Annotated in this window: 23 protein-coding genes; 7 read left to right on the top strand and 16 right to left on the bottom strand. The window is 73.5% G+C overall.

Features of this window, described 5'->3' with window-relative positions; translation table 11 throughout:
- Positions 1-159 precede the first annotated feature (159 nt).
- Positions 160-1,092, top strand: a complete 933-nt coding sequence (locus NW895_RS05040; protein ID WP_289934037.1) for a L,D-transpeptidase family protein — start codon at positions 160-162, stop codon at positions 1,090-1,092.
- Between the two features lie 205 nt (positions 1,093-1,297).
- Here the strand turns inward: NW895_RS05040 and NW895_RS05045 are convergent, their stop codons facing one another.
- The gene (locus NW895_RS05045; protein ID WP_289934039.1) at positions 1,298-1,990 is read right to left on the bottom strand and encodes an ANTAR domain-containing protein; all 693 of its coding nucleotides are present in this window, start codon (positions 1,988-1,990) and stop codon (positions 1,298-1,300) included.
- Positions 1,991-2,213: 223 nt separating this feature from the next.
- Here NW895_RS05045 and NW895_RS05050 point away from each other — a divergent pair, with 223 nt between their 5' ends.
- Positions 2,214-2,567, top strand: coding sequence for an STAS domain-containing protein (locus tag NW895_RS05050; RefSeq protein ID WP_289934040.1), 354 nt, complete (start codon positions 2,214-2,216; stop codon positions 2,565-2,567).
- Positions 2,564-3,532: an anti-sigma factor RsbA family regulatory protein gene (locus NW895_RS05055; RefSeq protein WP_289934041.1), complete on the top strand. Its 969-nt coding sequence runs from the start codon at positions 2,564-2,566 to the stop codon at positions 3,530-3,532. The genes NW895_RS05050 and NW895_RS05055 overlap by 4 nt, the downstream gene beginning before the upstream one ends.
- A gap of 51 nt (positions 3,533-3,583) precedes the next feature.
- Here NW895_RS05055 and NW895_RS05060 read toward each other — a convergent pair whose 3' ends face one another.
- The 5 genes from NW895_RS05060 to NW895_RS05080 all read right to left on the bottom strand — a co-directional run bounded on the left by NW895_RS05060 (position 3,584) and on the right by NW895_RS05080 (position 10,708).
- Positions 3,584-4,618, bottom strand: coding sequence for a rod shape-determining protein (locus NW895_RS05060; protein WP_289934043.1), 1,035 nt, complete (start codon positions 4,616-4,618; stop codon positions 3,584-3,586).
- 141 nt (positions 4,619-4,759) lie between these two features.
- Positions 4,760-6,448: a murein biosynthesis integral membrane protein MurJ gene (gene murJ, locus NW895_RS05065; RefSeq protein WP_289934044.1), complete on the bottom strand. Its 1,689-nt coding sequence runs from the start codon at positions 6,446-6,448 to the stop codon at positions 4,760-4,762.
- Positions 6,449-6,508: 60 nt separating this feature from the next.
- The gene (locus tag NW895_RS05070; RefSeq protein ID WP_289934046.1) at positions 6,509-7,837 is read right to left on the bottom strand and encodes a carboxyl transferase domain-containing protein; all 1,329 of its coding nucleotides are present in this window, start codon (positions 7,835-7,837) and stop codon (positions 6,509-6,511) included.
- Positions 7,830-9,278 (bottom strand): acyl-CoA synthetase, encoded by a 1,449-nt coding sequence (locus NW895_RS05075; protein WP_289934047.1) that lies wholly within the window; start codon positions 9,276-9,278, stop codon positions 7,830-7,832. The genes NW895_RS05070 and NW895_RS05075 overlap by 8 nt, the downstream gene beginning before the upstream one ends.
- Before the next feature lie 68 nt (positions 9,279-9,346).
- Positions 9,347-10,708 (bottom strand): SLC13 family permease, encoded by a 1,362-nt coding sequence (locus NW895_RS05080; RefSeq protein WP_289934048.1) that lies wholly within the window; start codon positions 10,706-10,708, stop codon positions 9,347-9,349.
- A 233-nt stretch (positions 10,709-10,941) separates the two neighbouring features.
- Between NW895_RS05080 and NW895_RS05085 the strand changes: the two genes are divergently transcribed.
- Both NW895_RS05085 and NW895_RS05090 read left to right on the top strand, forming a co-directional pair.
- Positions 10,942-11,649, top strand: coding sequence for a FadR/GntR family transcriptional regulator (locus tag NW895_RS05085; RefSeq protein WP_289934050.1), 708 nt, complete (start codon positions 10,942-10,944; stop codon positions 11,647-11,649).
- 82 nt (positions 11,650-11,731) lie between these two features.
- Entirely contained in the window at positions 11,732-12,604 is an 873-nt protein-coding gene (locus NW895_RS05090) for a hypothetical protein (RefSeq protein WP_289934052.1), read from the top strand.
- On the opposite strand, the gene NW895_RS05095 is transcribed toward NW895_RS05090, so the two are convergent.
- The 10 genes from NW895_RS05095 to NW895_RS05140 form a co-directional block, all read right to left on the bottom strand.
- Entirely contained in the window at positions 12,594-13,196 is a 603-nt protein-coding gene (locus tag NW895_RS05095; RefSeq protein WP_289934055.1) for a hypothetical protein, read from the bottom strand. The two genes, NW895_RS05090 and NW895_RS05095, sit on opposite strands and share 11 nt — an antisense overlap.
- Positions 13,159-13,977 (bottom strand): FkbM family methyltransferase, encoded by an 819-nt coding sequence (locus NW895_RS05100; RefSeq protein WP_289934056.1) that lies wholly within the window; start codon positions 13,975-13,977, stop codon positions 13,159-13,161. Before NW895_RS05100 ends, NW895_RS05095 begins: the two co-directional genes overlap by 38 nt.
- Complete coding sequence (locus tag NW895_RS05105; protein ID WP_289934057.1) at positions 13,974-14,201, bottom strand: Trm112 family protein; 228 nt, start codon at positions 14,199-14,201, stop codon at positions 13,974-13,976. The genes NW895_RS05100 and NW895_RS05105 overlap by 4 nt, the downstream gene beginning before the upstream one ends.
- Positions 14,198-15,097 carry a hypothetical protein gene (locus NW895_RS05110; protein ID WP_289934798.1) on the bottom strand — a complete coding sequence of 300 codons (900 nt, stop codon included), beginning with the start codon at positions 15,095-15,097 and terminating at the stop codon, positions 14,198-14,200. The genes NW895_RS05105 and NW895_RS05110 overlap by 4 nt, the downstream gene beginning before the upstream one ends.
- Before the next feature lie 24 nt (positions 15,098-15,121).
- Positions 15,122-15,856, bottom strand: coding sequence for a class I SAM-dependent methyltransferase (locus NW895_RS05115; protein WP_289934060.1), 735 nt, complete (start codon positions 15,854-15,856; stop codon positions 15,122-15,124).
- Positions 15,857-17,101, bottom strand: a complete 1,245-nt coding sequence (locus NW895_RS05120) for a condensation protein (protein ID WP_289934062.1) — start codon at positions 17,099-17,101, stop codon at positions 15,857-15,859.
- Entirely contained in the window at positions 17,098-21,504 is a 4,407-nt protein-coding gene (locus NW895_RS05125; RefSeq protein ID WP_289934063.1) for an alpha-(1->3)-arabinofuranosyltransferase, read from the bottom strand. Before NW895_RS05125 ends, NW895_RS05120 begins: the two co-directional genes overlap by 4 nt.
- On the bottom strand, positions 21,501-22,241 hold the full coding sequence (locus NW895_RS05130; protein ID WP_289934064.1) for a class I SAM-dependent methyltransferase: 741 nt from the start codon (positions 22,239-22,241) through the stop codon (positions 21,501-21,503). Before NW895_RS05130 ends, NW895_RS05125 begins: the two co-directional genes overlap by 4 nt.
- Positions 22,238-23,389, bottom strand: a complete 1,152-nt coding sequence (locus NW895_RS05135) for a glycosyltransferase family 4 protein (protein WP_289934065.1) — start codon at positions 23,387-23,389, stop codon at positions 22,238-22,240. Before NW895_RS05135 ends, NW895_RS05130 begins: the two co-directional genes overlap by 4 nt.
- 240 nt (positions 23,390-23,629) lie before the next feature.
- Positions 23,630-24,616, bottom strand: a complete 987-nt coding sequence (locus NW895_RS05140) for a DUF3068 domain-containing protein (protein WP_289934066.1) — start codon at positions 24,614-24,616, stop codon at positions 23,630-23,632.
- A gap of 217 nt (positions 24,617-24,833) precedes the next feature.
- On the opposite strand from NW895_RS05140, the gene NW895_RS05145 reads away from it, so the two are divergent.
- A complete protein-coding gene (locus NW895_RS05145) occupies positions 24,834-24,986 on the top strand; it encodes a hypothetical protein (protein ID WP_289934067.1) in 153 nt (50 codons plus the stop codon).
- A 2-nt stretch (positions 24,987-24,988) separates the two neighbouring features.
- Positions 24,989-26,242 carry a helix-turn-helix domain-containing protein gene (locus tag NW895_RS05150; RefSeq protein WP_289934069.1) on the top strand — a complete coding sequence of 418 codons (1,254 nt, stop codon included), beginning with the start codon at positions 24,989-24,991 and terminating at the stop codon, positions 26,240-26,242.

Consider the following 26,242-nt stretch of genomic DNA (forward strand, 5'->3'; position numbering starts at 1 on the left):
AGGGCGATGTCCTCCGTTTTGTCGCCCTGATTGACACCGGATCTCAGGGCTGACTACAACCCCCGCCATCGAGGTGACGTTCTCGCAGGTCGCGCGGCATGTGTCCGGGCGGTACCGCCGCCTTGCCATGCCCTTCTGCCGTCCTTTCAGGAGTTCACCGTGCAGGTCCTTCCCCGGCGGTTTCTGGTCACCGCCGCCGTTCTCGGCTCTCTGGCGGTGACAACCGCCTGCGGTGCGCCCGACGACCGGCAGGGGGCGGCCTCGGACTCGGTCGAGATCTCGCCGGCGCCCAAGGCGAGCTCTCCCCGCGCTTCCGCCTCGGCGTCGCCGAGCGCCTCCGGATCCGCTTCCGCCAGTCCCTCCGCCTCCGGCCGTGCCTCCGCGTCGGCCTCGGCGTCCGCCTCCGCGTCCGGTCCTGCCGCGCGGGAGAGGAGCGGCTCGGCGAGCGGCACGGAGGAGGGATCCGGTGGTGCGGCGGCGGCCCCGGCACCTGCCGCCCCCGACTTCCCGGTGCCCGTAGAGGTGGGCGACGCGACCCAGCTGATCACCGTCAAGGCCAGCGGCTCCTACGCCACCGTCACCGCGTGGGCCAAGGGATCCTCCGGCTGGAAGGCCCAGTTCAGCACGGGCGCGGCCCGCGTCGGCGCCAACGGCGTGACCGACGGGGCAACCCGCAGGCAGGGCACCTACACCACCCCCACCGGCAGCTACACGATCACCGAGGGCTTCGGCGTCGAAGCCGGCGGCACGGCCATGCCGTACCACGTCGTGACGGACGACGACTGGTGGGTGGAGGACCCCGAGTCCAAGTACTACAACTCCATGCACGGCGAACAGGGCGCGGACTTCCCGCTCACCGAGTCCGGCGACCGGGGCAGCGAGCACCTCGTCAACTACCCCACCCAGTACGCCAAGGCGCTCGTCATCGACTTCAACCGGTGGCCCGCCACCCCAGGTCGCGGCGCGGGCATCTTCCTCCACGTCAACGGCAGCGGCGCCACGGCGGGCTGCGTCTCGGTGCCGCGGGCCACCATGGACCGGATCATGGGCTGGATCACGCCGTCCGCCCACCCCCGGATCGCCATCGGCTGACCGGCTCCCTCGGGGACGCGGCCCACCGGGCGGCGTCACGGACCGGTGGCGTCCTCCGCCTCGGGTACGTCGTCGCGAGCACCCCCGGCCTGCGACGGGATCTGCTCGCTCATCGTGGCGCCGCCGCAGCGTCCGCGTCGGCGGCTCCGGCAGCGCGGGACCGGGTACCCGCCGGACCCGGTGCCATCCGCGCCGGGGGCGGGCGTCAGCCGCGGAGGCGGGCGACCGCCGTGCGCAGCGCCGTGCGCACCTCGGGCGGAGGGGCCGGTCCGTCGGCCTCGGCGCCCGCGGTGACCGCGGCGGCCACCAGCCGCAGCTTGGTGTTGGACAGCTGGGACGCCTCTCGCAGGATGTGCCACGCCTCGTCCGGCGTGCAGGCGTGGATGGCCATCAGCACCCCGCGCGCCTGGTCGATCACCGGGCGGGAGGCGATCGCGTGGCGCAGCTGCTCCACCTCCACCTGCAGGACGTGCAGCTGCTCCGAGCGCTCCAGGGCCACCGCGGAGGAGGCCGGCTCCGGCACGTCCGGCTCCGGAGCGGGCCGGTGGGCCGTGGCACACAGGGGATCGGTGGTGTCCAGTCCGGCGAGTTCCAGGATCCGGCGCGGCTGTCCGTTCCAGTTCGTCGCCGTCACCGGCACCTCGTGCCGTTGACTGAAGTCGTTGAGTACGTCCAGGAACTGCAGTCCGGCCGTGTCCATGAACACCACACCGCTCATGTCCAGCTCGATGCGGTACACGCCGGCCGGCAGTCCGGCCAGGGTCTCGGCCAGCGTGTCCGCGCAGCCGTTGACCAGCTCACCCCGGGGGACGAGCAGCGCCCGGTCCGCGTTCACGCGGGCCTCGACGACCAGGGTGTTCAGCCTCCCCGCTAGTGATGGTGGTGCCGCTGAGGTCATGTCACCGCCTTGTCGGTCCTCGTCGGTCATCGACAGACTTCCAACGTCGCGTCTTCCCCGTAGCCGCCGGGCTTTCCGGGCGTGGAGCCGTCGGCCCGGCTCCGGTGCACCCGTCGGCGCTGCCATGCGCCTGCCCGCCGTAAGGCGGAGTACACCCTGCGTCGAGGATTGACCGGCGTCCGGGTGGGTAAGGGCGCTTCGTCCGGGAGTATGGGAGACGAGGGTGGGCACTCAGCACGAGGCACCGTCCGGAGCCGTTCACACGGGACCGGGGCTGACGGTGTCCCCGCTGACCGGGCGCAAGGGCCTGCGGGCGGCGGGCGAGGTCGTCCTGGCGACGCGCGGACGATGGGAACGCGCGTTGGAGCAGGCAGTGGGCGAGGGTGAGGATGTGTACTACCTGGAGCTGTCCGACGTGACGTTCGTCGACGTCGCGGGCGCCGGCGCGCTCGTGGCAGCCGCACAGCGGCTCCAGGACGGCCGGCGGTTCGTGCTGCACCGGCCGCCACCGACTCTGCGACGGGTGCTGGACACGCTCTGGCCCGACCTGTCGGAGATCGAGGTGACGATGTCATGAGTGCCATGACGGATCCCTTCGAACCCTCCGACACCTTCGCCTCTCCCGGCGCCTTCGTCCACCCCGCCCTCTTCTACCGGGACGAACGGGAGTACGTCGCCGGCACGGTCCCCTTCGTGCGCGGAGCACTGGAGGCGGGTGACCCCGTGGCGGTGGCGGTGCCCGGGGAGAACCTCGCGCTGATCCGGGAGGCGCTCGGCGACGGCGCCGACGCCGTGAAGTTCCTGGACATGCGGAAGGCCGGACGCAACCCCGGCCGGATCATCCCCGGCGTGCTGCGCGCCTTCGCCGACACCCAGCCGTCCGGCAGGCGGGTGCACATCATCGGCGAGCCCGTCTGGGCCGGCCGTTCGCCCACCGAGTACCCGGCCTGCGTCCAGCACGAGGCGCTGATCAACGCGGCCTTCCAGGACCGCACGGTGACGATCCTGTGCCCGTACGACGCCCGGCGCCTCGACGAGCAGGTCCTGGCCGACGCCTACGCCACACACCCCACCGTCATCCCCTCCGGCTCCGCCGCGGAACTCGCCAGCGCCGCGTACGCCCCCGACGCCGTCGTCGCCCGCTACAACGAGCCGCTGTCACCGGTACCGGAGGCACTGGTCTTCGCCTTCGACGCCGAAACGCTCTCCCACGCCCGGCACGTGGCCACCGGTGAGGGCGCACGGCTCGGTCTTGAGGGCGTCAAGCTGGACGACCTGGCGCTCGTCACGGCCGAGCTGGTCACCAACAGCGTGGTGCACGGCGGCGGCTCGGGCGTGCTGCGGGTGTGGGACGAGGACGGGTACGTGGTGTGCGAGGTCCGCGACAAGGGACGGCTCACCGACCCGCTGGCGGGGCGTCGGCCCGCCCCCCGCGACCAGCGCGGCGGGCGCGGGCTGCTGCTCGTCAACCTCGTGTCGGACCTGGTCCGGGTGCACACGGGGGAGGACGGTACGACCGTGCGGTGCTGGTTCGCGCGATGACGGACGGCCGGGCGGGGCGCGGAACCCCGGTGAGCGCGCCCTGACTCAAGGTCAGGTCGCCGGGTCCAGCTCCATCGGCTCGATCTTGCCCTCCAGCATGTAGCCGAGGCCCTGCACGGCACACACGTCGGGCCGTTCGGCGATGTGCACCGGCATGCCGGTGGCCTGCCGCAGCATCTGGTCGAACCCGGGGAGCAGGGCGCTGCCGCCGACCATCATGATTCCGCGGTCGGAGAGGTCGGCCACCAGGTCCGGCGGGCAGTCCCGCAGCACCTTGCCGATGCCGTCGAGGACCGCGGTCAGCGGCGTCTGGATGGCGTTGCGTACGGCGGCTGTGTCGACCTGCACGGAGCGGGCGAGGCCGGTGGCGACGTCGCGTCCGTGGATCTCGGTGGAGGCCGGGCCGTGCGGAGTGAGCCCGTTGCCGGACAGGGCGAGTTGCAGCGGCCGTACGTTCTGGCTGGGCAGCATCAGCTCGTGCTGGTGGCGCAGATGCTGCACGATCGCGTGGTCGACGGCCTCGCCGCCCACCGGGATCCGCTCGGCCGTCACGATCGAGCCGAGGGAGAGCACGGCGACCTGGGTCGCGGCCGCCCCGCACACCATGATCATCGTCGCCTCGGGCTGCTCCACCGGCAGCCCGCAGCCGACGGCGGCGGCGATGAGGGTGTCGACCAGCTCCACGCGGCGGGCGCCGAGACCGACGAGGGTCTCGATGGTGGCACGCTGGGCCAGCGGATCGGCGTCGTGCGGGGTGCAGGCGGCGGCGCGCAGACGGGGCTTGCGGCGCAGGGTACGGCGGATCTTGTCGCCGAGCAGATGCCGCAGCATGCGCTGCGCCATCTCGATGTCGACCACGGTGCCGCCGGTCACGGGCTTGACGACGCGGATGTAGTCGGGTGTACGGCCCGTCATCCGCTCCGCGAACTCGCCGACCGCGATCAGCGCGCCGTTACGGGTGTTCACGGCGGCGACGGACGGCTGGTCGACGACGAGGCCGGCGCCCTTCACATACACCCGCGTCCTGGCCGCCCCCAGATCGACGGCGAAATGGCAGCGGCGCAACTGCTCCAGAGTGGCGGTCATGGCAGTTCCTCCCGAGAGCGCAGACCGGAGGGCCGCCGGACGGCGGTCCACTTCGACATCGTGCGGCCGGGTGGCGACGGGCGCCTGTCCCAGGGGGCCGGCCGGGGCGCGGCCGAACGGGGGATTTCCGTCGCGCGGGTCTCACCGCGTCCCGGGGAGGCGCCGCAGTTCGCCGATCTTCATCAGACGGGCCAGGACCAGATAGGCCGCGCCCAGCGTCAGCGTTCCCGCGGCGAGGGCGGCGACGGTGGGCCACATGCCGGTCCCCAGGAAGCCGGCGCAGGCGCCCGCGGTGAGCCGTCCGAGGCCCGCGGCGAGGCCCGCGGCGCACACCAGCTTGGCGTAGGTGCGGCGAACGGCCCCGTCGTCGAGGCGGCCGCCGACCCGCCTGCGCAGCAGCCGCGCGGTGAGGGCGAGGCCCGCCAGGTAGGACAGGGTGTAGGCACCGGCCATCCCGGTGACCGACCAGCGCGCGGGCAGCAGCACATGACAGGCGGTGGCCAGCGCGATGTTCACCGTCGCGATCCACACCGCCGTGAAGAAGGGCGTGCGGGTGTCCTCGAACGCGTAGAAGCCGCGCAGCAGCAGGTACTGGGCGGAGAACGGGATGAGCCCGAGGCCGAACGCCTGCAGCATGTGCCCGAGCGGCTGGGCCGAGGCGGCGTCGGCGGTCCCGTGGGCGAACAGCAGCGTGGAGATCTGCGGGCCCAGGGCGAGGAACAGGAAGGCGGCGGGCACGATGACGACGCCGCTGGCGCGCAGGGCGTGGGAGAGGTCCGCCCGCAGGTCCGCGATGCGGCCTTCCGCGGCGGCCCTGCTCATGCGCGGCAGCAGCGCGGTGACCAGGGAGACGGTGGCGATGGACTGCGGGAGCATCCAGATGGTCTGGGCGTAGCTGTAGGCGGAGTAGCCGACGCCGGCGTTCGGCAGTTCCTGGTCGGCCGCGTTGGCGTAGTTGGTGATCACCGTCAGGGCGACCTGGTTGGCCAGGACGAACAGCAGCGTCCATTTCGCGGCGTGGACGCCGGCGCCCAGGCCGGTGCCGCGCCAGTCGAACCGCGGCCGGAAGCGGAAGCCCGCGGCCCGCGCGAACGGGATCAGCGCGAGGGCCTGGACGGCGATGCCGGCGGTGGTCCCGATGCCGAGCAGGCGGACCTGCGTGGCGGTGATGTCCTCCACCCGGCCGGGGACGGTCAGCAGGCCCAGGTAGGCCCCGAACATGCCGATCAGGACGATGTTGTTGAGGACCGGGGTCCACATCATCGCCCCGAACTTCTCCCGGGCGTTGAGGACCTGACCGTAGATGCTGAACAGGCCGTAGAAGAAGATCTGCGGCAGCAGGAAACGGGCGAAGGTCACCGTCAGTTCGAAAGCCTCGTGCCTGCCGGGGGTGTCCCGCATGTACAGGCCGACGATCTGCGGAGCCGCCCACACCGCCAGTGCCGTTCCGGCAGCGAGCACGGTCACCACGAGGGTCACCAGGCGCTGCTCGTACGCCTTCCCGCCATCGGGATGCGTGGCCCGTGCCCGCACCAACTGGGGCACGAGCACGGCATTGAGCGCACCGCCGATCAACAGCGTGTACAGGCTGGTCGGCACCGTGTTCGCCGTGTTGTAGGTGCTGGCCAGCAGGCCCGTGCCCAGCGCGGCGGCCTGCAGCACCGTCCGGACGAGCCCCGTGGCGCGGGACACGACGGTGCCCAGCGCCATGAGCAAGGACGAGCGGGCCAGTCCTCCCTTCGCCGCCTTCTGCCGCCGAGCGGCGTGCCGGCCTCGTGTCCGTCGCCCCGACGACACGGCCTGTGTCGTGGTCTTCGCCCCCTCCACCATGGGGCCCAACCTACGCCCGGAAGATCTTCACGATCCATTCACCCACGTCAGGGGTACCGGTCAGCCGACCACCCCCCGGATCACGCCCAGCTCCACCAAGTCCTGCGGACGGATACGGAGTTCGTCCGCCGTCGCCTCCACCTCCTGAGGCGGCCGCTTCAGGATGGCCGCCGCGAGCTCCGGCGCGATGACCGAGAAGTAACTGTCCGGCGTGGCCCAGGTGTTGCCGGGTGCCGCCAGCGCCAGCGCGCCGCCGGAGCCGCCCTCACCGATCACCAGCGTGGTGACCGGCACCCGCGCGGTGGCCACCGCGCCGAACAGGTCCGCGATCGCGGGCCCCACGCCCTGCCGCTCCGCCTCCGCGTCGCCCGCCGCGCCCGGGGTGTCCACCAGCGTCAGCACCGGGATGCCGAGCCGGTCCGCGAGGCGGATCAGCCGGGCGGCGGTGCGGTACCCGGCGGGGCGGGTCGCGCTCCCGGTCTGGGCGGCGTACGCGACCGTACGTCCCTCGTGCTCGCCGAAGCCGCAGAGCATGCCCGGGTCGGTGCCGCCCCCGCAGCGGTCGCCGCCGATCGCCTCCCGGTGGGTGAAGCAGGCGTCCAGGTAGCGGGCGGCGCGGGGGCGCTCGGGAGAGCGGGCGCGCCGGACGGCGTCCCAGCCGGTGGCGGGCAGGCCAGGGGCGCCGAGGGCCGGCGGCAGGGGCGCCTGCCGCGCCGGTGACGTCAGCAGCCGCAGCCACCGGCCCAGCGTCGCCCGCAGTTCCTCCGGACGTACGACCGCGTCGGCCGACCCCGCCGCCACCTGCGCCTCGGCCGTGTACGCCGCCGGGTCCGCGTCCGGTGGCCGGACCCGGGAACCGGCGAAGCCGACCTGGGCGCCGGGCAGCGCGAGGATCACGTCGGCACCCGCGCCGAGCGTCGCCCAGCCGCCCCCGGTGGTCGGGTCCCGCACCACCGCGATCTGCGGCAGCCCCGCCTCCCGCGTGAGCGCCGACTGGCGTGCCACCCGCTGGAGCTGGGTGAGCGCGAGCATGCCCTCCTGCATCCGGCTGCCGCCGGTGGCGACCAGCGGGACGGCCGGCAGGCGGTGCTCACGGGCGTACGTGTACGCCGCCTGAAGCCGGTCGCCGGTGCGCTCGCCGAGCGAGCCGCCGAGAAAGCCGAACTCGAACGCGATCAGCACCGCCCGGGTGCCCTCGACCTGCCCGGTGCCGCAGACGACGGACTCCTCCTCGCCGGTGCGCTCGGCGGCGCGGGCGCGCAGCGCGCCGTAACCCCGCCAGGCGAGGGGGCCGTCGGGGTGCTCGGACTCCCGTATGGGGCAGGGGAGTTCGGCGAAGTCGTCGGTGACGCCGGTGAGGAACTCCCGCGCGGACAGCCGCTCAGTCATGGCTGCTCAGCGACCGCTTCATGATCTTCCCCATGTCGTTGCGGGGGAGCGCGTCGAGATACCGGACGACCCGGGGCCGCTTGTGCGGGGCGAGGCGGCCGGCGACATGGTCCGCCAGCTCGTCGAGCCCGGGCGGGGACTGGGGGTCCGCCGGGACGATCCACGCCACGATCCGCTCGCCCAGGTCGGGGTCCGGCTCCCCGGTGACGGCCGCCTCCCGCACACCGGGGTGCTCCAGCAGCGCGTTCTCGATCTCACCCGCCCCGATCTTGTAACCCCCGCTCTTGATCAGGTCGGTGGCCTTGCGGCCGACGATCCGGACATAGCCGTCGGGATCGCGCACCGCCATGTCGCCGGTGCGGAACCAGCCGTCGGCGGTGAAGGCGGCGGCCGTGGCGTCGGGCCGGTTGAGGTACTCGGTGAACAGGTTCGGGCCGCGCACCTGGATCTCGCCGACGGTCTCGCCGTCGTACGACGTGATCTGCGTGCCGTCGTCCTCCACCAGCCGCAGTTCGACCCCGGGGAGCGGAACGCCCACCGTTCCCGCGCGCGGCTCCCCGTCCGCCCGGACGCTCGTGTTCATCAGCGTCTCCGTCATGCCGTACCGCTCGATCACCCGCCGCCCGGTCGCGGCGGCGATCCGCTCGTGGTCGTGCACGGGCAGCGCCGCGGAACCGGACACGAGCAGCCGCGCCCGGCCCAGCGCCTTCGCCAGCCCCGGGTCGCCGGGCAGCGCCTCCGCGATGCGGTGGTACATCGTCGGCACCCCGAACAGCATGGTGGCGCCGTCGTTCAGCTCCCGCGCCACGCCCTCGGGGCTGAACCGGCCGAGGTGCCGGACCGAGCCGCCGCGCCGCAGCGGGCCCAGGACGCCCAGCACCAGCCCGTGGACGTGGAACAGCGGCAGCCCGTGCACGAGCACGTCGTCGCCGGTCCACTGCCAGGCGTCGGCGAGCGCGTCCAGGGTGGTGGCGACCGCCCCGCGCGAGATGACGGCACCCTTGGGCGGGCCGGTGGTGCCGGAGGTGTACACGATCAGCGCGGCATCGCCCTCGTCGGCGCGGTCCTCGGGGACCGCGCCGGTGGCCCGCACATCGACGTCGATGCGCTCCAAGGCGCCCACCACGGTGGGCAGTTCGGCACCGGGAGCAGCCAGCACCAGCGATGGCGCGCTGTCGGAGAGGATGTGCCCGAGTTCCTTCTCCCCGGACTTCGGGTTGAGCGGCACCGCGGGCACCCCGGCGAGCAGCGCCGCGACCACGGCGACGGCGGTCTCCATCGTCGGCGTCGCCCAGACGGCGACCCGCCCGCCGCCCGCCAGCCGGCCCGCGAGCGCGCCCGCCGCCGCGCCGAGCTCCGCGTACGTCAGGGAGCGGTCACCGAACCGCAGAGCGGGCCTGTCGGTCCGGCCGTCGGTCAGGGCCGGGAAGAGAGAGGACACGCGTCGTAACTCCTTAACTGTCGCTGCCTGTTGCCATGACTGTCGCTGCCTGTCGCCGTCCACGGTGCCTACCCGAAGCCCGGTACGACCATCACCAGCCACACCACCGCGGGTACCACCGCCACCACGATCCCCCCGTACACCATCAGCTGCCGGAAGAAACGCTCGCGGTCCACGTCCGGTGCCGCGGCCAGCACCAGCGCGCCGTTCGTCGAGAACGGGCTCACGTCCACCACCGTCGCCGACACCGCGAGCGCCGCCACCATGCCGACCGCCCCGATCTCGCCCTGCGCCAGGAACGGCACGGCGAGCGGGATCAGCGCGCCCATGATGCCGACGGAGGAGGCGAACGCCGACACGAGTGCGCCGATGTAGCACAGCAGCACCGCCGCAAGGAGCGGGACGCCGATGCCGCCGACGCCCTCCCCGGCCCACTTGATGGTGCCCATCTCCTCCAGTACGCCGACGTACGTGAGGACACCGCAGATCAGCAGGACGGTCGGCCAGGCGATCTGCCCGACCGCCTTGCGGCTGTCCTCCGGCCAGGCGGTGCTCAGGAGCACGGCCAGGGTGATCGCGGTCAGGCCCGCGTCCAGGTCGAGGGCGAGGACGGCGACGACGAGGGCGACCAGGGCGGTGAGGGTGGCGATCCGGGCCGGGGTGAGGCGGGTGGTGCCGGGTGCGGTACCGGGCGCCGTGTCGGGGCGGGTGGCCACGGCGGTGGCGGCGGGGGCCGGGCGTGTGCCGGTGCCGCCCTCCGCCGGGCGGGCCCGCCCCTCGTCGCCGGTGCCGCCCGGGTCCCCGCCGGCCGTCACCGAGCCCCGCGCCCACAGTCTGAGCCCGCCGAAGAGGACGAAGACGATGCCGGCGATGACCAGGTTGACGATCAGGGAGGCGAGGAACAGGACGATCTCGTTGCCCGGCAGCTTCTCGCGCTCGACGATGCCGTTGACGATCGAGCCGTAGATGCTGATCGGCGAGAATCCGCCGGCCTGGGCGCCGTGCACCACCAGCGCGCCCATCAGCAGCGGGCTGATCCCGTAGCGGGCGGCGAAGCTCAGCGCGATCGGCGCGACGATGGCGACCGCGGCCGGACTGAGCGCCCCGATCGCCGTGAGCGCGCCGGTGAGGGCGAACATCACCCAGGGGATCAGCGCCACCCGGCCCCGGACCAGCCGGACGGCCGCGTGCACCAGCCAGTCGGTGGTGCCGTTCGCCCGCGCGATGGCGAACAGGTACGTGACGCCGACCAGGACGACGAACAGGTCGCCCGGGAAGCCGGCGAAGATGCCGTCCGCGTCGAGACCGGCGACGAGTTCACCGACCCCGAAGGCGGCGGCGAGGGCGAGCGCGCCCATGTTGACGGAGCGCGTGGTGGCGATGACGAACACCACGACGAGGACGAGGATCGAGACGAGTTCAGGGGACATACGGGCTCCCGTCCTTGGGTCCCGGAGCGGTTGCGAGTCAGCGGTCGGGGGCAGCCCCTCCTGTGGCTCTGTGGCTCTGTGGCTCTGTGGCTGAGTGGCTGAGCCACTTTGCCTCTGCTGGCACGCCAGCCTGGGCCCGGCGGCGGGCGCCGTCAAGGGGTCGCGCGGAAATTGGCTCAGCCACTCAGCCATCAACGGGTGCGGTGTTACGCTCCCGACGAGAGGGGGATCCCGTGACCGACGCACTGCGCCCCATGACAAGGACACCGCTCTACCAGCAGGTCCTCGACCGCCTGCGCCAGTACGTCACCGAGGGCGGCCTGCGCGCCGGCGACCGCCTCCCGCCCGAGCGGGACCTGGCCCAGCGGCTCGGCGTCAGCCGTGCTTCCGTGAAGCAGGCGATCGTGGTCCTGGAGGTCCAGGGGCTGGTCGAGGCGCGGCACGGCGGCGGTACGTACCTCGTCCGGGACAGCCTCGACGTGGAGCCCGTCGAGAAGATGGTCGAACGCCGCCGGCGCCTCCCCGACGTGCTGGAGGCCCGTGAGGCCCTGGAGACGAAGCTCGCCGAACTGGCCGCCGAGCGCCGCACGGAGGACGACCTGGCCGCGATGCGGTCCGCGCTCGACCACATGGCCGGAGAGATCGAGCGGGGCGGACCCGGCGTGGAGGGCGACCGTCTGTTCCACGCGGCCGTCACGGCGGCCGCGCACAGCGGTCTGCTCGCGGAGTTCATGCGCTCCATCGCCGGCCAGATCGCCGAGAGCCGCACCGAATCCCTCCGCCAGCCCGGCCGCCCCACCCGGTCCCTGGCCCAGCACCAGGCCATCCTCGACGCGATCGCCGACCGCCGCCCCCGGCAGGCGGCCACGGCCATGCGCCGCCATGTGCGGACGGTGGCGAAGGTACGGCTGCTGGACTGGGAGCCGGAGGAGGAACGGTAGCGGGCGGCCGGGCTGTCCCGGTTCCTGACCGGGTTGTTAGCCTGCCGGGCGATCGACCGTACGTACGACGATGGAGCCCGCCGTGCCCCGGATAGCACTCGTCACCTGCCGGCCCGGACCCGAGGTCAGCGTCGACCGCGACCTGCCCGTGCTGGTGCGTGCGGTGGAGCAGGCCGGGGCCGAGGCGTCCGCCGTGCTGTGGGACGACCCCGGCGTCGACTGGGGCTCCTTCGACCTCGCGGTGATCCGCTCGACCTGGGACTACAGCTGGCGGGCGGACGAGTTCACGGCGTGGGCGGAGAAGTGCGGCGAGCTCACGCGGCTGGCGAATCCGGCGGACGTCATCCGCTGGAACACCGACAAGCGGTACCTCGGGGACCTCGCGGCGGCGGGCGTGCCCGTCGTGCCCACCCGCTACATAGCCCCCGGCGAGCCGGCCGACCTTCCCGACGACCACGAGTACGTCGTCAAGCCCACCTCCGGCGCGGGCGCCCGGTTCGCCGCCCGCTACACACCCGACGAGCACGCCACCGCCGTACGGCAGCTGGAGCGGATGCACGCCGAGGGGTTCACGGCGATGGTGCAGCCGTATGTCCGCGGCATCGACGTCAGCGGTGAACGGGCCCTGCAGTTCTTCGGCGGCCGCCTGCTGCACGCCAGCCGCAAGGGCGCCGTCCTGGCCCCCGGTACCCCCTACGACGAGCGCAAGGTGGCCCACCCGGGCCTGGAGCCGTGGACCCCGACCCCGGCCGAACTGTCCACCGCGGAGCGCGCGTTGGCCGCCGTACCGGACTCGCCGGAGCTGCTGTACGGCCGTGTCGACCTGGTGGACGGGGAGGACGGCCGGCCGCGCGTGATGGAGCTGGAGCTGGTCGAGCCCAACCTCTTCCTGTCGCTGCACACCGGGTCGGTGCCGCGGGTGGCCGAAGCGGTGCTGGCGGCGGCTACCGGCTGACCTGCGTCCGCTGGAGCAGGCCCCAGGTGAACTCGGCGACCACCTCGTGCCGTGCGCCCTCGGTGTCCGGGGCCGTGAAGGCCAGCCCCCAGCGGGTCGGGGCCGAGCCCTGGAGGGGGCGGGCGGGGGAGAAGGCCCGGGCCGCCTCGTCGATCGTGCAGGACCAGGGGGTGAGGTCGTCCACGGTGTGCAACGCGGGGCCCCGGGCACCGGGGGCGCGGACCAGCCACTCGTTCCAGACGGCGCCGTTTCCGGCGACGAGCACCTCGAAACGCAGGTCCGGCCAGAGGGGGAGACGCCAGTGCAGGGCCTCGCACTCCAGGTCGCCGATCCTGCGGGACGTGACGGACTCCGGTTCGCCGAGGACCGAGCGGTAGCGGCTCGCTGCCGAGCGGGCGCGCGGGGAGCGGACCATCGCCTGCCACCGTTTGTTGGCCTCGCGCATGTCCGCGATCGAGACGCCCAGCTCATGGCGGGCGTCCTCCACCAGGTCCGGGTTGTGGTCGGCCATGCGGCGCAGCAGCACCAGCTGGAAGTCGAGCGGTGTGAAGGGGCTAGCGGGGCGCTTTCCGGAGGACGGCATGGGACCCATCGTCGCCCACGGTGCGCGGGGCGGGCCGGCGGCCGTCCGGCAGGAACAGCACCGAGTTGACGTAGCGCGGTCCCCGGAAGGGCAGCACGCGGCGCAGCAGGCCCTGGGAGACCACGTGGCAGGCGTCGGCCTGGTGCGTCTCCAGGGGGAAGGAGGCCAGCGGGACCCAGGTGTCGCCGGGGAGGACCCAGCCGTCGTAGCCGAGCAGGGACAGGTACGTCACCACCGGGGCGATCGGCTGGATGCGGCACTCCAGCTCGACGAAGAGGGCCGGGCGGTCGCGGGCCAGCAGGCCCGTCGCGCCGCGCAGCACCGCCGCCTCGTTGCCGTCGACGTCGATCTTGACGAAGCCGACGTCCTTCAGGCCCAGCTCGTCCAGGGTCACGCAGGGGACGTCCAGCGCGCGGGCGTGGATGTCCCGGCGGACCAGGGACGACACACCCCGGGCGCCGGAGTCGTCCGGGGGCAGCCACAGGCGGGCGATGCCGGGGCGGTCGGAGGCCGCGGCCCGGACCACACGGACGTTCCCGGGGCAGCCGTCGGCGAGCAGTCGTGCCAGGTGCGGGACCGGCTCCACGGTCACCACCTGACGTGCGAGGCCGGCCAGGCGGTGCGTCCAGGGGCCGTACCAGCCGCCCACGTCCACGGCCGTGCCGCAGCCGGGCGGGCACAGGTCGGCGAGCCGGGCCAGCTCGGGTTCGAAGCGGGGATAGACGGCTCTGGCGGTCGCCGCCACGAGGCGGGCGGGCAGGAAGGGGGCCAGCCGGGCGGCCAGGGTCATGGGGCCATCCTCTTCAGGAGCTCCTCGTGCTCGTCCTCCGGCACCTGTTCCCCGGAGGACGGCAGCAGCTGCGGGATGCCGTCGACGATCGGGTAGCGGCGGCGCAGGCGCGGGTTGTAGAGGGCCTCTTCGGAGGCGACCCGCTCGTCCGGGAGCAGCAGGTGCAGCGGGCCCTTGTCGAGCGGGCACGCCAGGATCTTCAGCAGGGGGTCGTCGGGAGTCATGGGGGAGTCAACTCTCTGGCGGGGGACTGGGGCGCCGTGTCGTGCTTCGGCATGCTCAGCAGCACGGCGACGGCGAGCACCGTGCCCGCCACGCGCAGCGCCAGCCGCAGCGGCTCGTCCGGCAGCGCCTCGCCGAACGACAGCGTGCCGAGCACCGCCGTGTAGAGGCAGGTCACGGTCGTGCACACCGGCACGATCAGCGAGGCCCGGCAGCGCTGCAGCGCCGCCTGCGACATGACCAGGCCGAACACGCCGGTGAAGAGCAGGAGGTACGGGTACGGGGACGACAGCAGGTCCAGCAGGGCGCCGACCGGCCCGCTGGTCGTCAGATAACTGGAGACCCCTTTGATGGCGAGCGAGCTGACGCCGTAGAGCAGGCCCACCGCCACGCCGTACTCGACGCCGGTCGTCGGCAGGCGGTGCCGGTGGCGGGCGCGGCGCTCGGCCGCGTTGTACAGCCATACGCCGGCCGCCAGCGACGGCACGCACACCAGCAGGATCAGCGGGTACGGCGCCGCGCGGCTGACGGTGTCCGAGCCTTCCCGCAGGGACAGCACGACCATCAGCAGCGCGAGGAGGATGGCGCCGAGCGCGTACCGCTCCCGCCCGGTGGTCTCCTCGCCCAGCAGCCGGGACGACAGCAGCACGAGCAGCACCAGGCCGGAGACGAAGATGCCCTGCGCGGCGGCGATCGGCAGCGTGCGGTAGACGGCCAGCTGGGCGGCGAAACCGGCGGCGAGCGCGAGGGAACCACCGATCCACAGGGGGCTGCCCAGCACCAGCCGCAGCAGCCGGGCGGGCCGCCGGATCGTCACCTCCGGCAGGGCGGTGAGCGCCCGTTTCTCCAGGACGAAACCGAGGCTGTACAGCGTGTTCGCCAGCAGGGCCGAGGCCACTCCCCACCACATGACCCGGCCCCCTCACGTCTTCCGGGCGTGCAGCAGCAGGATCGACGCGAGCGCTGGTCTGGCGCAGGCCAGGCGGTCCAGCGGGCGCAGCGGGCGCGGTACGCCGTGGAAGGGCGCCCCGGCGAGACGGACCACCTCGAAGCCGGCCGCCGTGACGAACTCCCGCAGTGCGCGGGCGGTGTACAGGCGCAGGTGCCCGACGACCTCCCGGCCCGGTCGGCCGTGGATCGCGCGCAGACTGACCTCCGAGAAGACCGGCTGGATCCCGGCCAGCAGCAGGCCGCGGTTGTACCAGGCCGCCAGGTTCGGGGTGGAGAGCATCAGATGTCCTCCCGGGCGCAGCACGCGGCGGATCTCGTCCAGGGCGGCGTCCGGGTCGACGAGGTGCTCGATCACTTCGCTGAACAGCACGGCGTCCGCGGAGCCGGTGGCGAACGGCAGTCCTCGGCCGGTGAGTTCACCGCGCACGGCGTACGGCAGGCGGGTGCGGGCGCGGCGGAGGGCGTCCTGGGACCAGTCGACGCCAATGAGGCGGTGGCCGGGCAGGAGGGGGGCGGCGGTGGCCGCCGCGGTGCCGTCGCCGCAGCCGATGTCGAGGACGGTGCGGGGGCCTGCGGCGGCCGGGCCGAGGGCCTCGGCCAGCATCCGGGCCTGGCGGCGGCTGCGGGGGGTGCCCGAGGCGACGGGGACGGTGGGGTCCTCGTAGAAGTCGCGGAGGTCCTTGGGCGGCGGGGCCGTGGTGGTCACTCAGCTCACCTCCGTCGTATGCAGGTAGTGCTCGAACAGGTCCCTCAGGTGGGCGCCGTCACCGTGGCCGAGGAGGGTGCGGGACCAGCGCAGGGCCAGGTGGAGACGGCCGGCGGTCGAGGCGGTGGTGACGGTGAGTCCGCGGGGCATGCGGGCCGGGGCCGAGAACCAGACGGCGTGCGCGCGGCCGGCCTCCTCGCCGAAGTCCAGGGGGTAGGGAACGCGGCCGATGTTGCTGAGCAGGGTGGTGGACGTCCACGGAGCGGCCGCTCTGCGCAGGCCCCGGGTGAGGGCGGCCCGGACGGTGACCGGGGCCCAGGGGGCGGTGAGCAGGGAGGCACCGTGCCCCAGTTGGGGGCGCGGGAGGGATTTCAGAGCGCGGGTACGGTTCGCCGTACGGCGCAGCAGGCCGGGCATGTCGGAGGGGACCAGTTCCTGTGGGGCGAAGGGGACCTCGACCAGGCGGGTGCCGTTGCCGATGGGCATCGTGGTGTCGCGGGGGCGGTCGTCCACCGGCATGGTGATGCGCAGCGGGCGGGGCCGGACGCCGTGCTCTCTGTTCCAGTGGGCGATGGTCAGGGCCGTGGCGACCATGAGCTGGTCGTTCACCGTGTAGGGGGAGCCCTTGGGGCGGTGCGGGAGGGGCAGTTCGGTGACGAGCAGGCCGTTGCCCGGGGAGGGCTCCGGGGTGCCGGGGGCGACCCTTGCGGGGCGGGACCAGGAGGCGGGAAGGTCCTGGGGTCCTCCAGGGGCGTCGGAGGGACGGGCGGGGGATGCCGCGGGGGAGTTGTCCCTGCCTCCGTACAGCTCCGCGGCGGTGGCGAGGACGCGGAGGCAGGCGGGGCCGTCGAGGGCGGTGTGGTTGATGGTCAGGAACAGCACGCTCTCCACCACCTCCAGCCGGATCGGCGGCGAGGCCGACAGCGGGGGTGCCTGAGCGAGTGCCCGGGTGCGCGCGTCCCGCAACGCGTCCCTTCCCGACGGCGGGAAGCTCACCACCTCCACGTCCGGATCCGCCGTCAGTTCCCACTCGTAGCGGCGCCGGTACCACGGCCCCGGAGCCTCGCGCATGAGGATCCGGGGGTGGCGCAGGAGGGCCTCCGTGAATGCCTTGCGCAGGCGGGTGGGGTCCAGGTGGCCGGGGAGGTGGACCTCGATGTGGACCGTCTCCGGCTCCTCCTCCTGGAGGCAGTGCCGGGACACCTCGTCCACGACCGGGAACGGGATGCGTACCGGTGACGTCATGCGCGCTCGCCCCTCCCCCTGTCTTCTCCGGGCTGGGTGGGCCGCTCGGGCCCCGGCGTCGCCCGGAACTTCGGTCTGCGCGACGCGATGCGGGCGGTCGGCGGGTCGGGGTCGGGGCGGCCGGGGCCGCGCGCGGACACCGTGGGGCCGGCCTCGGAGCGGCGCGGCGCGGTGGGAAGAGGGCCGCTCTCGGCGCCCAGCGGACTCGCGCCCCGCCGCCGGCGCGGCAGCGTCCGCGTCGGTGCCTCCGAGGGCGCGGGCGTCGTCGGCGGCGCCGGGGGAGAACCCCGCCCGTCCGGCTCCCGTACGCTCACCAGCCCCGCGAACAGCCCGATCAGCGCCAGCAGCTGGGCCACCGGCCCGAACGCGCCCTGCTCCGCGCCGGCCGGCTCCCCGGCCCCCGTCGCCGCCGTGACCCCCGCGCCCGCCAGGGCCAGGAAGGCGATCGGCACCAGCAGCGCGTGCCGCCGGTGCGCCGGCACCGCCACCACCGGCACCAGCAGCGCGAGCCACCCGGCGATCACCGCGCCGACCAGCGTCAGCGCCACCGTGCCGAGCCACAGCCCGGGCAGCGGCGGGGCCGGCTGCGGTGCGTCGGGGTTGGGGGCGTGACGGCGCCACAGCACCAGGCCGAGCAGGGCCGCGATCCCGACGCCGCTGCCGATCAGCCCCGCCTCGTACGTCGTCGACGGCTCGTACGACAGCTTCACCGTGCCGCCGGCCCCCTCCGGGATCCGCCAGCCCTGCTGCCAGCCGTCCAGCCGTACCGGCGTGAGGTCGTGGCCGTTCAGCGTGGCCTTCCAGCCGTCGTTGTAGTTCTCGTACGTCGTCAGGTACGAGGCCGCGCCCGAGCCGACCGTCACCTCGCGGCGGTCGCCCAGCCAGTCCCGTATCTCCAGCTCACGGCCCGCCGCGGCGGCCTCGGCGAGCGTGCCGCGGGTCAGGGTCACGTCCGTCAGGGCCAGCGGGCCCGCGTCGCCCCCTTCCAGCCGGTGCGAGCCGGCCGGCAGCCGCACCTCGGCGTCCGCCCGCCCCCGCTGACAGAGCGTCACCTCCACCGCGCGCCGCTCGACCAGGTCCCGAACCGTCCCCTTCACTGCGGTCCGGTACAGCTCGCCGTCCAGCGCCACCACCGGCCCCTTGCCGCACGGCAGCGAGAACGTCCGGCTGCCGGAGGGCTGCGGGGTGCGGTACTGGTCGAGGGCCGGGAGGTACGCCTCCGTCAGGCCCACCGGCAGGCTCAGGTCCTCGTCGGCGACGGGGTTGTGCAGGGTCAGCGGGGCCGTCCGGGTGACGGTGATGTCGAGGCGGTCGGTGGTGATCGGGTCGAAGCGGACCACGCCGTTCTCGTCGACGTCGGCGATCGCCGCGCCGTCCGGGGAGCTGATGTGCACCTGGGCGGGGCGGGTGGACAGGCCGCCCGCAGCGGCCAGGACCACCTCGCCCACGGGTTGCTTCCCGTCCCAGCTCAGATGGATCGTCGGCCGGTCGCCCGCGATCCACGCCGTGGTGAGGTCGCCGTCGGTGAGGTTGCGCGCCGACAGACCCGCGCCGAGGTTCGCCGTGGAGTCGGCGGTGGCGACGATCCGGTTCTGCTGCTCCGGCGCGACCTCGTACAGCAGCCGGTCGAGTTCCTCGCCCGGGACCGGCACCGCCTTCGCCGCCACCTCGTACGTGCCCGCCGTGCCCGTGGTGAAGCCGCGGTGCAGACCGTTCTCGGTGCCGGTCGCGGACAGGCCGGTGGGGTCGGGCGTGCGGTGCAGGGAGACGATGTCGGTGGCGGCGGTGGAGTTCTCGGCGTCCGTGGGCAGCCGCAGCAGGCGCGTCACCTGCACGTCGGGCAGGCGGATCTCGGAGAAGCCCGCACCGGTGAGGCCGGCCCGGCGCTCCACCGAGTCCACGATCGTCAGCTTCATCCACCGCGTCCCACCCGCGGGCGCCCTGACGCTCTGCGTCATGCCGTTCGGCTGGAGGGAGCTCGTCACCGAGCCCTGCTCCGTCTCCACCCGCACCCGCGTCGCCGCCGCCCGCACACTGTCCTGCGGCAACGGCGTGACCTTGACGGAGGACGGCATGTCGTACGTCCCCGTGAACCCGATCCGCAGCCACTGCCCGTCCGCCGAACCGGGCGCCCCCTCCGTCCACGCGGTGTCCGGGTTGCCGTCGAAGGCGTTCACCGGGTCGTACTGCGGCAGATGGAACAGCCAGCTGCCGTACGAGGACGCCGTCACCGAGCGGGCGCCGCGCAGCTCGGCCACCGTCTGATGGTCGAGCCCCTCGGCCGGCAGGATCTGGTGCGGCCCCTCGCCCGCGTCCTGTAGCGCGTCCGGCGCGTTGCGCTCGTTCCGGGTGTACGTGTACGAGGTGTTGGCGTTGACCAGCCCGAACCGCGTGTCCGCGCGCCGCAGCCCGTCTCCGGTGAGCTGCACCGGCGGCGAACCGAGCCCGGGGTGGCTGTCCCCGGTCAGCACCGTCGGCCGGCCACGCAGCTCGGTCGCCGGCGGCAGCAGCGCCTCGGGGCCGCCGGAGACGACGGCCGTGTCGGCGACCGGCGCGAGCCCGGCCTGCCCGGGCCGCGGCACGTCCGCGTCACGCGGCCGGTAGATCTCCACCGCCCGCTGCCGCGGGTACAGGCCCTCGACCTGGAGCGGGGTGCGGGGCGCGATCCGGCCGCCGGTCATGACCGGCCCGAGACCGGTCACCCGCTCGTACCCGGACTGTTCCAGGGACCGCTTCACCGTCGTGGTCGGTACATGGCCGATCTGGTCGGGGTCGAGATCGTTGCGGACGACGACGTAGTAGATCCCCGCGCGGCTCAGGTAGTCGGCCAGCCCCGGCACTTCGGCGCCGGACATCAGGGCCTGCTCGACGGCGTCCATGGCACGCCGGTTGCCGGGGGTGCCGAAGGGGACGTAGTCGCGCTGCGCCCAGCGGGACCCGGCGAGCACGTCCAGGGGCTGGTCGATTGTCGAGCCCCAGGTGTAGAGGCCGTGGGCGGTCGCCGGGACGACCAGGGCGCGCGAGTCGGGCGAGTACTTCTCCAGCCAGTCGGCCGTGGCCTGCCAGTAGGCGGGGAGCTTCCGGAAGGAACCGGGGTTGAGGATCGAGCCGTTGAGGTACGGCCACAGCAGCCCGGGGACGATCAGCACCGCCGCGACCAGCGGGGCCAAACGCCGGCCGCGCACCGGGCGGGCGCCGCGCGGCTCGGCGGCCACGCCCACCAGGTGCGCGAGGCCCAGGACGAGCGCCAGCGCGAGTCCCGTCTGGAACTTGTAGATGTTGCGGAAGGGCGACAGCCAGCCGTCCAGCCAGTCCTGCACGGTGTCGTGGAAGGGAGCGCCGAACGCGCCGCCGTACCCGGCGAGCAGCACCAGCGCCGTCACCAGCACCGTCAGCACCAGCCACCGCCGCTCCGGAACGTCCCGTCTGGCGAGCCCCGCGAGGCCCAGCCCGGCCGCGAGCGCCGAGCAGACGATCACGACGGCCGAGGACGCCACCGTCCAGCCCGCGGGCAGCCACGCCTCACCGAAGTGCAGGTACGCCACCCAGTTCCCGGCGCCGCGCAGCGCCTCCGTCGCCGACATGGTGGCCGTCGTGGTCTCGGAGGTCTCCACGTACGGCAGGAAGTTCTCGCCGTACGCCCCGAGCAGCAGCAGCGGGATCCACCACCAGGCCGTGACCACGAGCACGCCGGGCACCCACCAGGCGATCAGCTTGCGCTGCCTCGGCCCGGACGGGCGGGACAGGAGATACAGCCCGACCGGGAGCAGCGAGGCCAGGGTCGAGGCCGCGTTGACGCCGCCCATGAACGGCACGATCAGCGCCGAACGCAGGGCCGCGACGCGGGCGGCGTACCGCTCGTTCGTCAGCGGCAGCAGCACCCACGGCAGGAACGCGCCGGGCAGCGCCGCCGCCGAGGTGGAGCCGACGACGGTGGTGAACACCGGCCACAGCGCGTACGCCACCGCCGCGAGCAGCCGGGACGCGCCGCTGCCCACGCGCAGCCGCTCGGCCAGCCGCAGCGCGCCCCAGAACGCGACCGAGACGACCAGCGACAGCCACAGCCGCTCCGCCAGCCACACCGGCAGCCGCACGAGGTCGCACAGCCAGTGGAACGGCAGCATCGGCCACAGATAGCCGGCGTACTGGTTGTGGATCCCGCCGAACGAGCCCTGGTCCTGCCACAACTGGCCCAGATCGGCGAGGAACCGGCCGGGGTCGACGGTGACGCCGAGCTTGGTGTCGAAGGTCTGGCGGCCCGGGTGCACCGCCAGGAACAGCACGAAGACCACGGCCCAGAACCCCAGCAGCCAGCGCCGCGACCTCGGGCCCTCCGGCGGACCCGAGGTCGGTGCGGGCGTGGGGACGGCTGCCGGAGGGGGAGCCTGGACCGTGGTCGTCATGGGGGACACCGCCGGAGGATGAGGAGGAGGTTCCAGGTGGCCAGCTCACGGATCCCCGGCGCCTTGACGACGGTCTCCGCGAGGAACGGCCAGTAGCGGGAGCGCGCCGAGACGATCCGCACGTCGTCGCGGGCGCGCACCTGCCGCAGGGTGGTGCCGATGTGGTGCGGGAACAGGTTCTCGCCGAGGGTGTGCTTGGCGGGCCTGCCCGTACGGCGCTGGTAGCGGGCGCGGGCCCGCTCGGCGCCGAAGTAGTGCCACGGGGCCCACTCGTGCCCGCCCCACGGCGACAGCCAGTTGGTGAACGACACGTAGACCAGCCCGCCCGGACGGGTCACCCGCGCCAGCTCGCTGAGGAACGTCTGCGGATCGGCCACGTGCTCCAGGACGTTGGAGGAGAACGTGACGTCGGCGGCCCCGTCCCGCAGCGGCAGCAGATACCCGTCGGCGACCACGGCCGACTCGGGCGGTTTCTCGCCCAGTTCCCGCAGGTCCGGCTCGAAGAGGAACGCGTGCGCGCCGCGACGCCGGAACTCCTCGGTGAAGTACCCGCCGCCACCGCCGACGTCCACGACCGTGCGGCCGGCGACGGGACCGTCGTAGGCCTCGACCTGGTCGACGGCGTCGCGGGCGAGGAGGGAGTAGCAGGACGCGGGGTCGTCCTGTTCGTGCCGGAAGGCGCGGAAGAGGGCGAGGGAGCGGCGCAGGGAGGGGTCTTTGAGACCTGTGGCGCTCATGGGGCCCAGCCCCTCACCGCCTCGGCCGCCACCGCACGGAACTGCCGCACCGTACGATCCCAGCGATACCGCGCCGCGCGATCACGGGCCGCCTTGCCCATGAGCTCCCGCCGGTGCCCGGACAGGGCGAGCGTGCACCAGGCCGCCGCGAACGACGACTCGCCCCGCGCGAGGACACCGGTCTCACCGTCGACCACGGAGTCCCGGACGCCGGGCACGTCGAAGGCGACCGTTGGCGTCTCCCGCGCCGCCGCCTCCGTCACCACCAGCCCCCAGCCCTCCACCGCCGACGGATGCAGCAGCAGCCAGGCCGCGCACAGCAGACGGTGCTTCTCCGCCTCCGGCACATGACCGGTGAACTCCACGCCGGGACCGGCCAGTTGCTCCAGCCGCTGCCGCTCCGGCCCGTCGCCGACGATCAGCAGCCGGCCGCCGGTCACCGGACGCACCCGCTCCCACAACCGGAGCAACAGATCGATCCGCTTGTACTCGACGAGCCGGCCCACCGCCACGAACAGCGGTTCCGGGGAGCGGTCGGCGCGCGGGCCCGGCTCCTCCACGCCGTTGTGCACGACCCGAATGCGGTCCCGTTCGACGCCGATCGCGCGCAGGGCGTGGGCCGTCGAAGCGGAGACGGCGACCAGCAGGCTCCGTTGCTGCGCACCGGTCAGCGCCCAGTGCTCCAGTCTTCGCCCGATGCGGGCGGCCGGGGCCAGCGGCCCGCCGAACCGCATCGTCCACAGGTCGGTGTGAACGTGGTTCACCAGGCACAGCGTGGGACCGCGATGCCACCGGGGCGCCAGGTACGGCATCCCGTTGCACACCTCGACCAGCAGATCGGCCTCGCCGACCTGGCGGGCGAAGGCCGAGCGGGCGCGCAGGTAGTGGCCGTAGGCGCCGCCCGCCGACACGACCCGGTAGTCGCGGCAGGCCGCCGGGCCGCCGCACAGCAGGGTGACCTGATGGCCCAGGTGGGTCAGCCCGTCGGCGAGCCGGTCCACCAGCAGTTCGGAGCCGCCGGCGGACGGATTGCCCAGGTCACGGTGGGCGAGGAAGACGATCCGGCGCGGATGTGGGGGGAGCGCCGGAGGGTGCTGCGGCGCGCTGGGGGGCGCGGGGCGCAGCGAGGGCGGTACGTGCTGGGGCATGGGTGCTCCAACTCGTGTCGGGGTGCGGAACTCAGCGTGGGGGAAGGCAGGGGCGCGGACCGTTCGGCCGGGTCGGCGGCCGGGCTCTGTTGTGGGGGGTCTGAGCTCTTCCTGGGATCTTCCTGGGAGGGGGGTGTGGGTGGGTTGTGCTCGGGTGGGGTTGGACAGTTTTAGCCCGGACGTTCGTCAGGGCTACTCACCGGCGTGACAATTTCCGGCTTTGTTCGAGCTGACGCCCTGTCACATCGTGAGGGCGGGCTGGGGTGTTCCAGGCATTTCGGAGTGCTCCGTCTCCTTCCGCCCTCGCGCCACCAGAACACCACCGACCACCGCGAGGACGAATCCGGCCACAGCCGCGCCGATCGGCAACGTCTCGCTCACCAGGCGCAGCAGACCGCTGTCCTGCTTCGCCTGCCGCACGGCTTCCTTCTGCGTCCCGGTGGTGAACGAGATCTTCCGGCTGTCCAGCAGCACCGCCGCGTCCTTCTTCGCGCCCGGCGCGCGCAGGGTCCGTTTCGGGCCGGTCTGCGCGTAGATCACCCGGCCGGTGCGCTGGTCGACGACCAGCTCGATGCCGTGGTTGGAGTACCACTCCTCGGCCAGTACCTGCGGGCGGTCCGGCCGGTCGACGATGCCGCCCGGAACGAGCCGGGTGCCGGCCTTCGACGGCGGAACGGTCCCGGTGAACCGGTACCCGGTGTAACCCTGGACCTTCTTCGTGCCCCGGTACTCCAGCGTGACCGTCCCGCCGAGGGTGTTGTCCCACCACTGGTAGGAGCGTTTCTGCACGTCGAAGGGGAATTTCAGATAGGCCTCGCCCTCGATGTACGGCTGCTCCCCGCAGCAGTGCACCGGCTTGGTGGTCTTCCGGTCCATGACCCAGCGGTGCGGGGTGAACAGCAGCGCGTCGTGCGGGTCCGCGGCCGGCAGCGACTCGTCGGTGTCGACCGTCGTCGTCACGTCCCAGACGGCGTTGCCGCTGCGTTCACTGCCGGCCACGTCGCCCCGCACCCGCTGGGTGATGGTGATCCTCTGGTCGGCAACCGTCTCGATCCGGTCGGTGTCGAAGACGCTGCCGGTGCCGGTGTAGACGGCGGTGGTGTCGATGTCGATCGGATTGACGGCGGCACGCGGCGACACGTACCACGCCAGCAGGGGCGCGAGCACCAGCAGAAAGGTGCCGAGACCCAGCAGGAGCAGGGAGAAAGGTGAGGCTGAACGGCGCATCCGGCACTCCAGAGGCGTGAGACGAGCCGACGTGAGCGAGCGTCGACACCGTGGGGGAAAGTGCGCGTGCGGTACGGGCCGGGAACCGTAGGCGCCCCTTGACGGACTGTCAATGTCTTGTCAACACTGGGCCGGACAGGCAGGGGTGGGCGCCGGGGTGGGGACGACCTCCGGGCTGACGTCCGGACGGGCTCCGGACAGAGAGGCTGACCCTGCGATGTCCAGACTGCTCGCCGCCGCGCTGACCGTCGCGGTCGCCGCGGCTCTCGCCGCGGGCGCCGCGCTCGGCGTCGTCGCCCTGCTGGAGGCGACCCCCGACCAACCGAACACCCCGCTGATCACCTACGAGCAAGCAGGCAAGGGGAGTTGACCGTGACGGCTCGCTCTCCGGCAACCGTCACCCCCCGGTCGGCCTGGCACGACGTCCCGCGTTTCCAGGTGCGCCGGTTCGCGGCGATCGCCATGGCCGAGGCGCCCGCGCTCGCGGAGGAGATCATGCGCGAGATCCGCCGCGAGTACCCCCATCTGCCCGTGGTCCTCGACGACTCCGGCGAGCCGATGGCCCTCGTCGGCATCCGCCGCGCCATCGAGGTCTTCGTGCGGCACCTGGAGAACCTGGAGAACTCGCAGGGACGGCCCACGGTGCCGCCCGGGGTGTTCCAGGACTTCGGCAGGGGCGAGGGTCTGCACGGGCGCTCACTGGACTCCCTCCAGGCGATCTACCGCATGGGCGTACGGCTGGCCTGGCGCCGCTTCGCCGACATCGGCCAGCGCGTCGAGATCCCGCCGCCCGCGATGTACGAACTCGTCGACGCGGGCTACGAGTACCTCGACGGCCTGGTCGACCAGTCGGTACGCGGCTACGCGGAGGCGGCGGCTCGCCAGGCCGGGGAACGGCTCAGGCTGCAACGCCGCCTGATGGAGCTGCTGCTGGCCGAACAGCACCGGGGCGACCCGGCCGACGCGCTGGCCGAGCGGGCCGCGCGGATCGGCTGGCCGCTGCCCGAGAAGGTCTCGGTGGGGGTGCTGCTCCGCCCGGCGCGGGAGGCGGTGGCGCCCGCGGTGGGGCAGGGAGTGCTGCTGGACATGGAGTACGAGCAGCCACGCATGGTGGTCCCCGACCCGGACGCCGCCGGCCGGCCCGAACTGCTGCACCGGGCGCTGACCGGCTGGTCCGGCGCGATCGGGCCGCCCGTGCGGCCGGCCGACGCGGCGAAGTCGCTGCGGTGGGCGGAGGCGGCGGTGCGGCTGATGGAACGGGGGCTGTTGCCGGCCGGCGAGGTCCTGCACTGCACCGAGCACACCGAAGCGCTGGTCCTGTTGCAGCCGGAGGAACTGATCGACGACCTGGCACTGCGGTGCCTGGCCCCGCTGGCCCACTGCGGTCCCACCCATGGCCGGCGACTCGCGGAGACGTTACTGGCGTGGCTGGAGACCCGGGGCGGAGCGCCGGAGGTGGCGGCACGGCTCGGCGTCCATCCGCAGACCGTGCGGTACCGCCTGAGACAGATACGGGAGTTGTGGGGCGACGAGGTCGACGACCCCGACCGGCGGTTCGAGCTGGAGCTGGTGTTGCGGGCGAAGCGGCTGCGGGGGGAGCTGGGGGCGGCGCGGGGGCACAGGTGA

This window comes from Streptomyces sp. S.PNR 29 (assembly GCF_030386795.1).
Taxonomy (GTDB): domain Bacteria; phylum Actinomycetota; class Actinomycetes; order Streptomycetales; family Streptomycetaceae; genus Streptomyces.

What these genes read in the sequence shown, in the direction of transcription:
- NW895_RS05045 (WP_289934039.1), bottom strand. Translation starts at nt 1,990, where the DNA reads ATGACCTCAGCGGCACCACCATCACTAGCGGGGAGGCTGAACACCCTG.
- NW895_RS05055 (WP_289934041.1), top strand. Translation starts at nt 2,564, where the DNA reads ATGAGTGCCATGACGGATCCCTTCGAACCCTCCGACACCTTCGCCTCT.
- NW895_RS05060 (WP_289934043.1), bottom strand. Translation starts at nt 4,618, where the DNA reads ATGACCGCCACTCTGGAGCAGTTGCGCCGCTGCCATTTCGCCGTCGAT.
- murJ (WP_289934044.1), bottom strand. Translation starts at nt 6,448, where the DNA reads ATGGTGGAGGGGGCGAAGACCACGACACAGGCCGTGTCGTCGGGGCGA.
- NW895_RS05070 (WP_289934046.1), bottom strand. Translation starts at nt 7,837, where the DNA reads ATGACTGAGCGGCTGTCCGCGCGGGAGTTCCTCACCGGCGTCACCGAC.
- NW895_RS05080 (WP_289934048.1), bottom strand. Translation starts at nt 10,708, where the DNA reads ATGTCCCCTGAACTCGTCTCGATCCTCGTCCTCGTCGTGGTGTTCGTC.
- NW895_RS05095 (WP_289934055.1), bottom strand. Translation starts at nt 13,196, where the DNA reads ATGGGTCCCATGCCGTCCTCCGGAAAGCGCCCCGCTAGCCCCTTCACA.
- NW895_RS05100 (WP_289934056.1), bottom strand. Translation starts at nt 13,977, where the DNA reads ATGACCCTGGCCGCCCGGCTGGCCCCCTTCCTGCCCGCCCGCCTCGTG.
- NW895_RS05105 (WP_289934057.1), bottom strand. Translation starts at nt 14,201, where the DNA reads ATGACTCCCGACGACCCCCTGCTGAAGATCCTGGCGTGCCCGCTCGAC.
- NW895_RS05120 (WP_289934062.1), bottom strand. Translation starts at nt 17,101, where the DNA reads ATGACGTCACCGGTACGCATCCCGTTCCCGGTCGTGGACGAGGTGTCC.
- NW895_RS05125 (WP_289934063.1), bottom strand. Translation starts at nt 21,504, where the DNA reads ATGACGACCACGGTCCAGGCTCCCCCTCCGGCAGCCGTCCCCACGCCC.
- NW895_RS05130 (WP_289934064.1), bottom strand. Translation starts at nt 22,241, where the DNA reads ATGAGCGCCACAGGTCTCAAAGACCCCTCCCTGCGCCGCTCCCTCGCC.
- NW895_RS05135 (WP_289934065.1), bottom strand. Translation starts at nt 23,389, where the DNA reads ATGCCCCAGCACGTACCGCCCTCGCTGCGCCCCGCGCCCCCCAGCGCG.
- NW895_RS05140 (WP_289934066.1), bottom strand. Translation starts at nt 24,616, where the DNA reads ATGCGCCGTTCAGCCTCACCTTTCTCCCTGCTCCTGCTGGGTCTCGGC.
- NW895_RS05145 (WP_289934067.1), top strand. Translation starts at nt 24,834, where the DNA reads ATGTCCAGACTGCTCGCCGCCGCGCTGACCGTCGCGGTCGCCGCGGCT.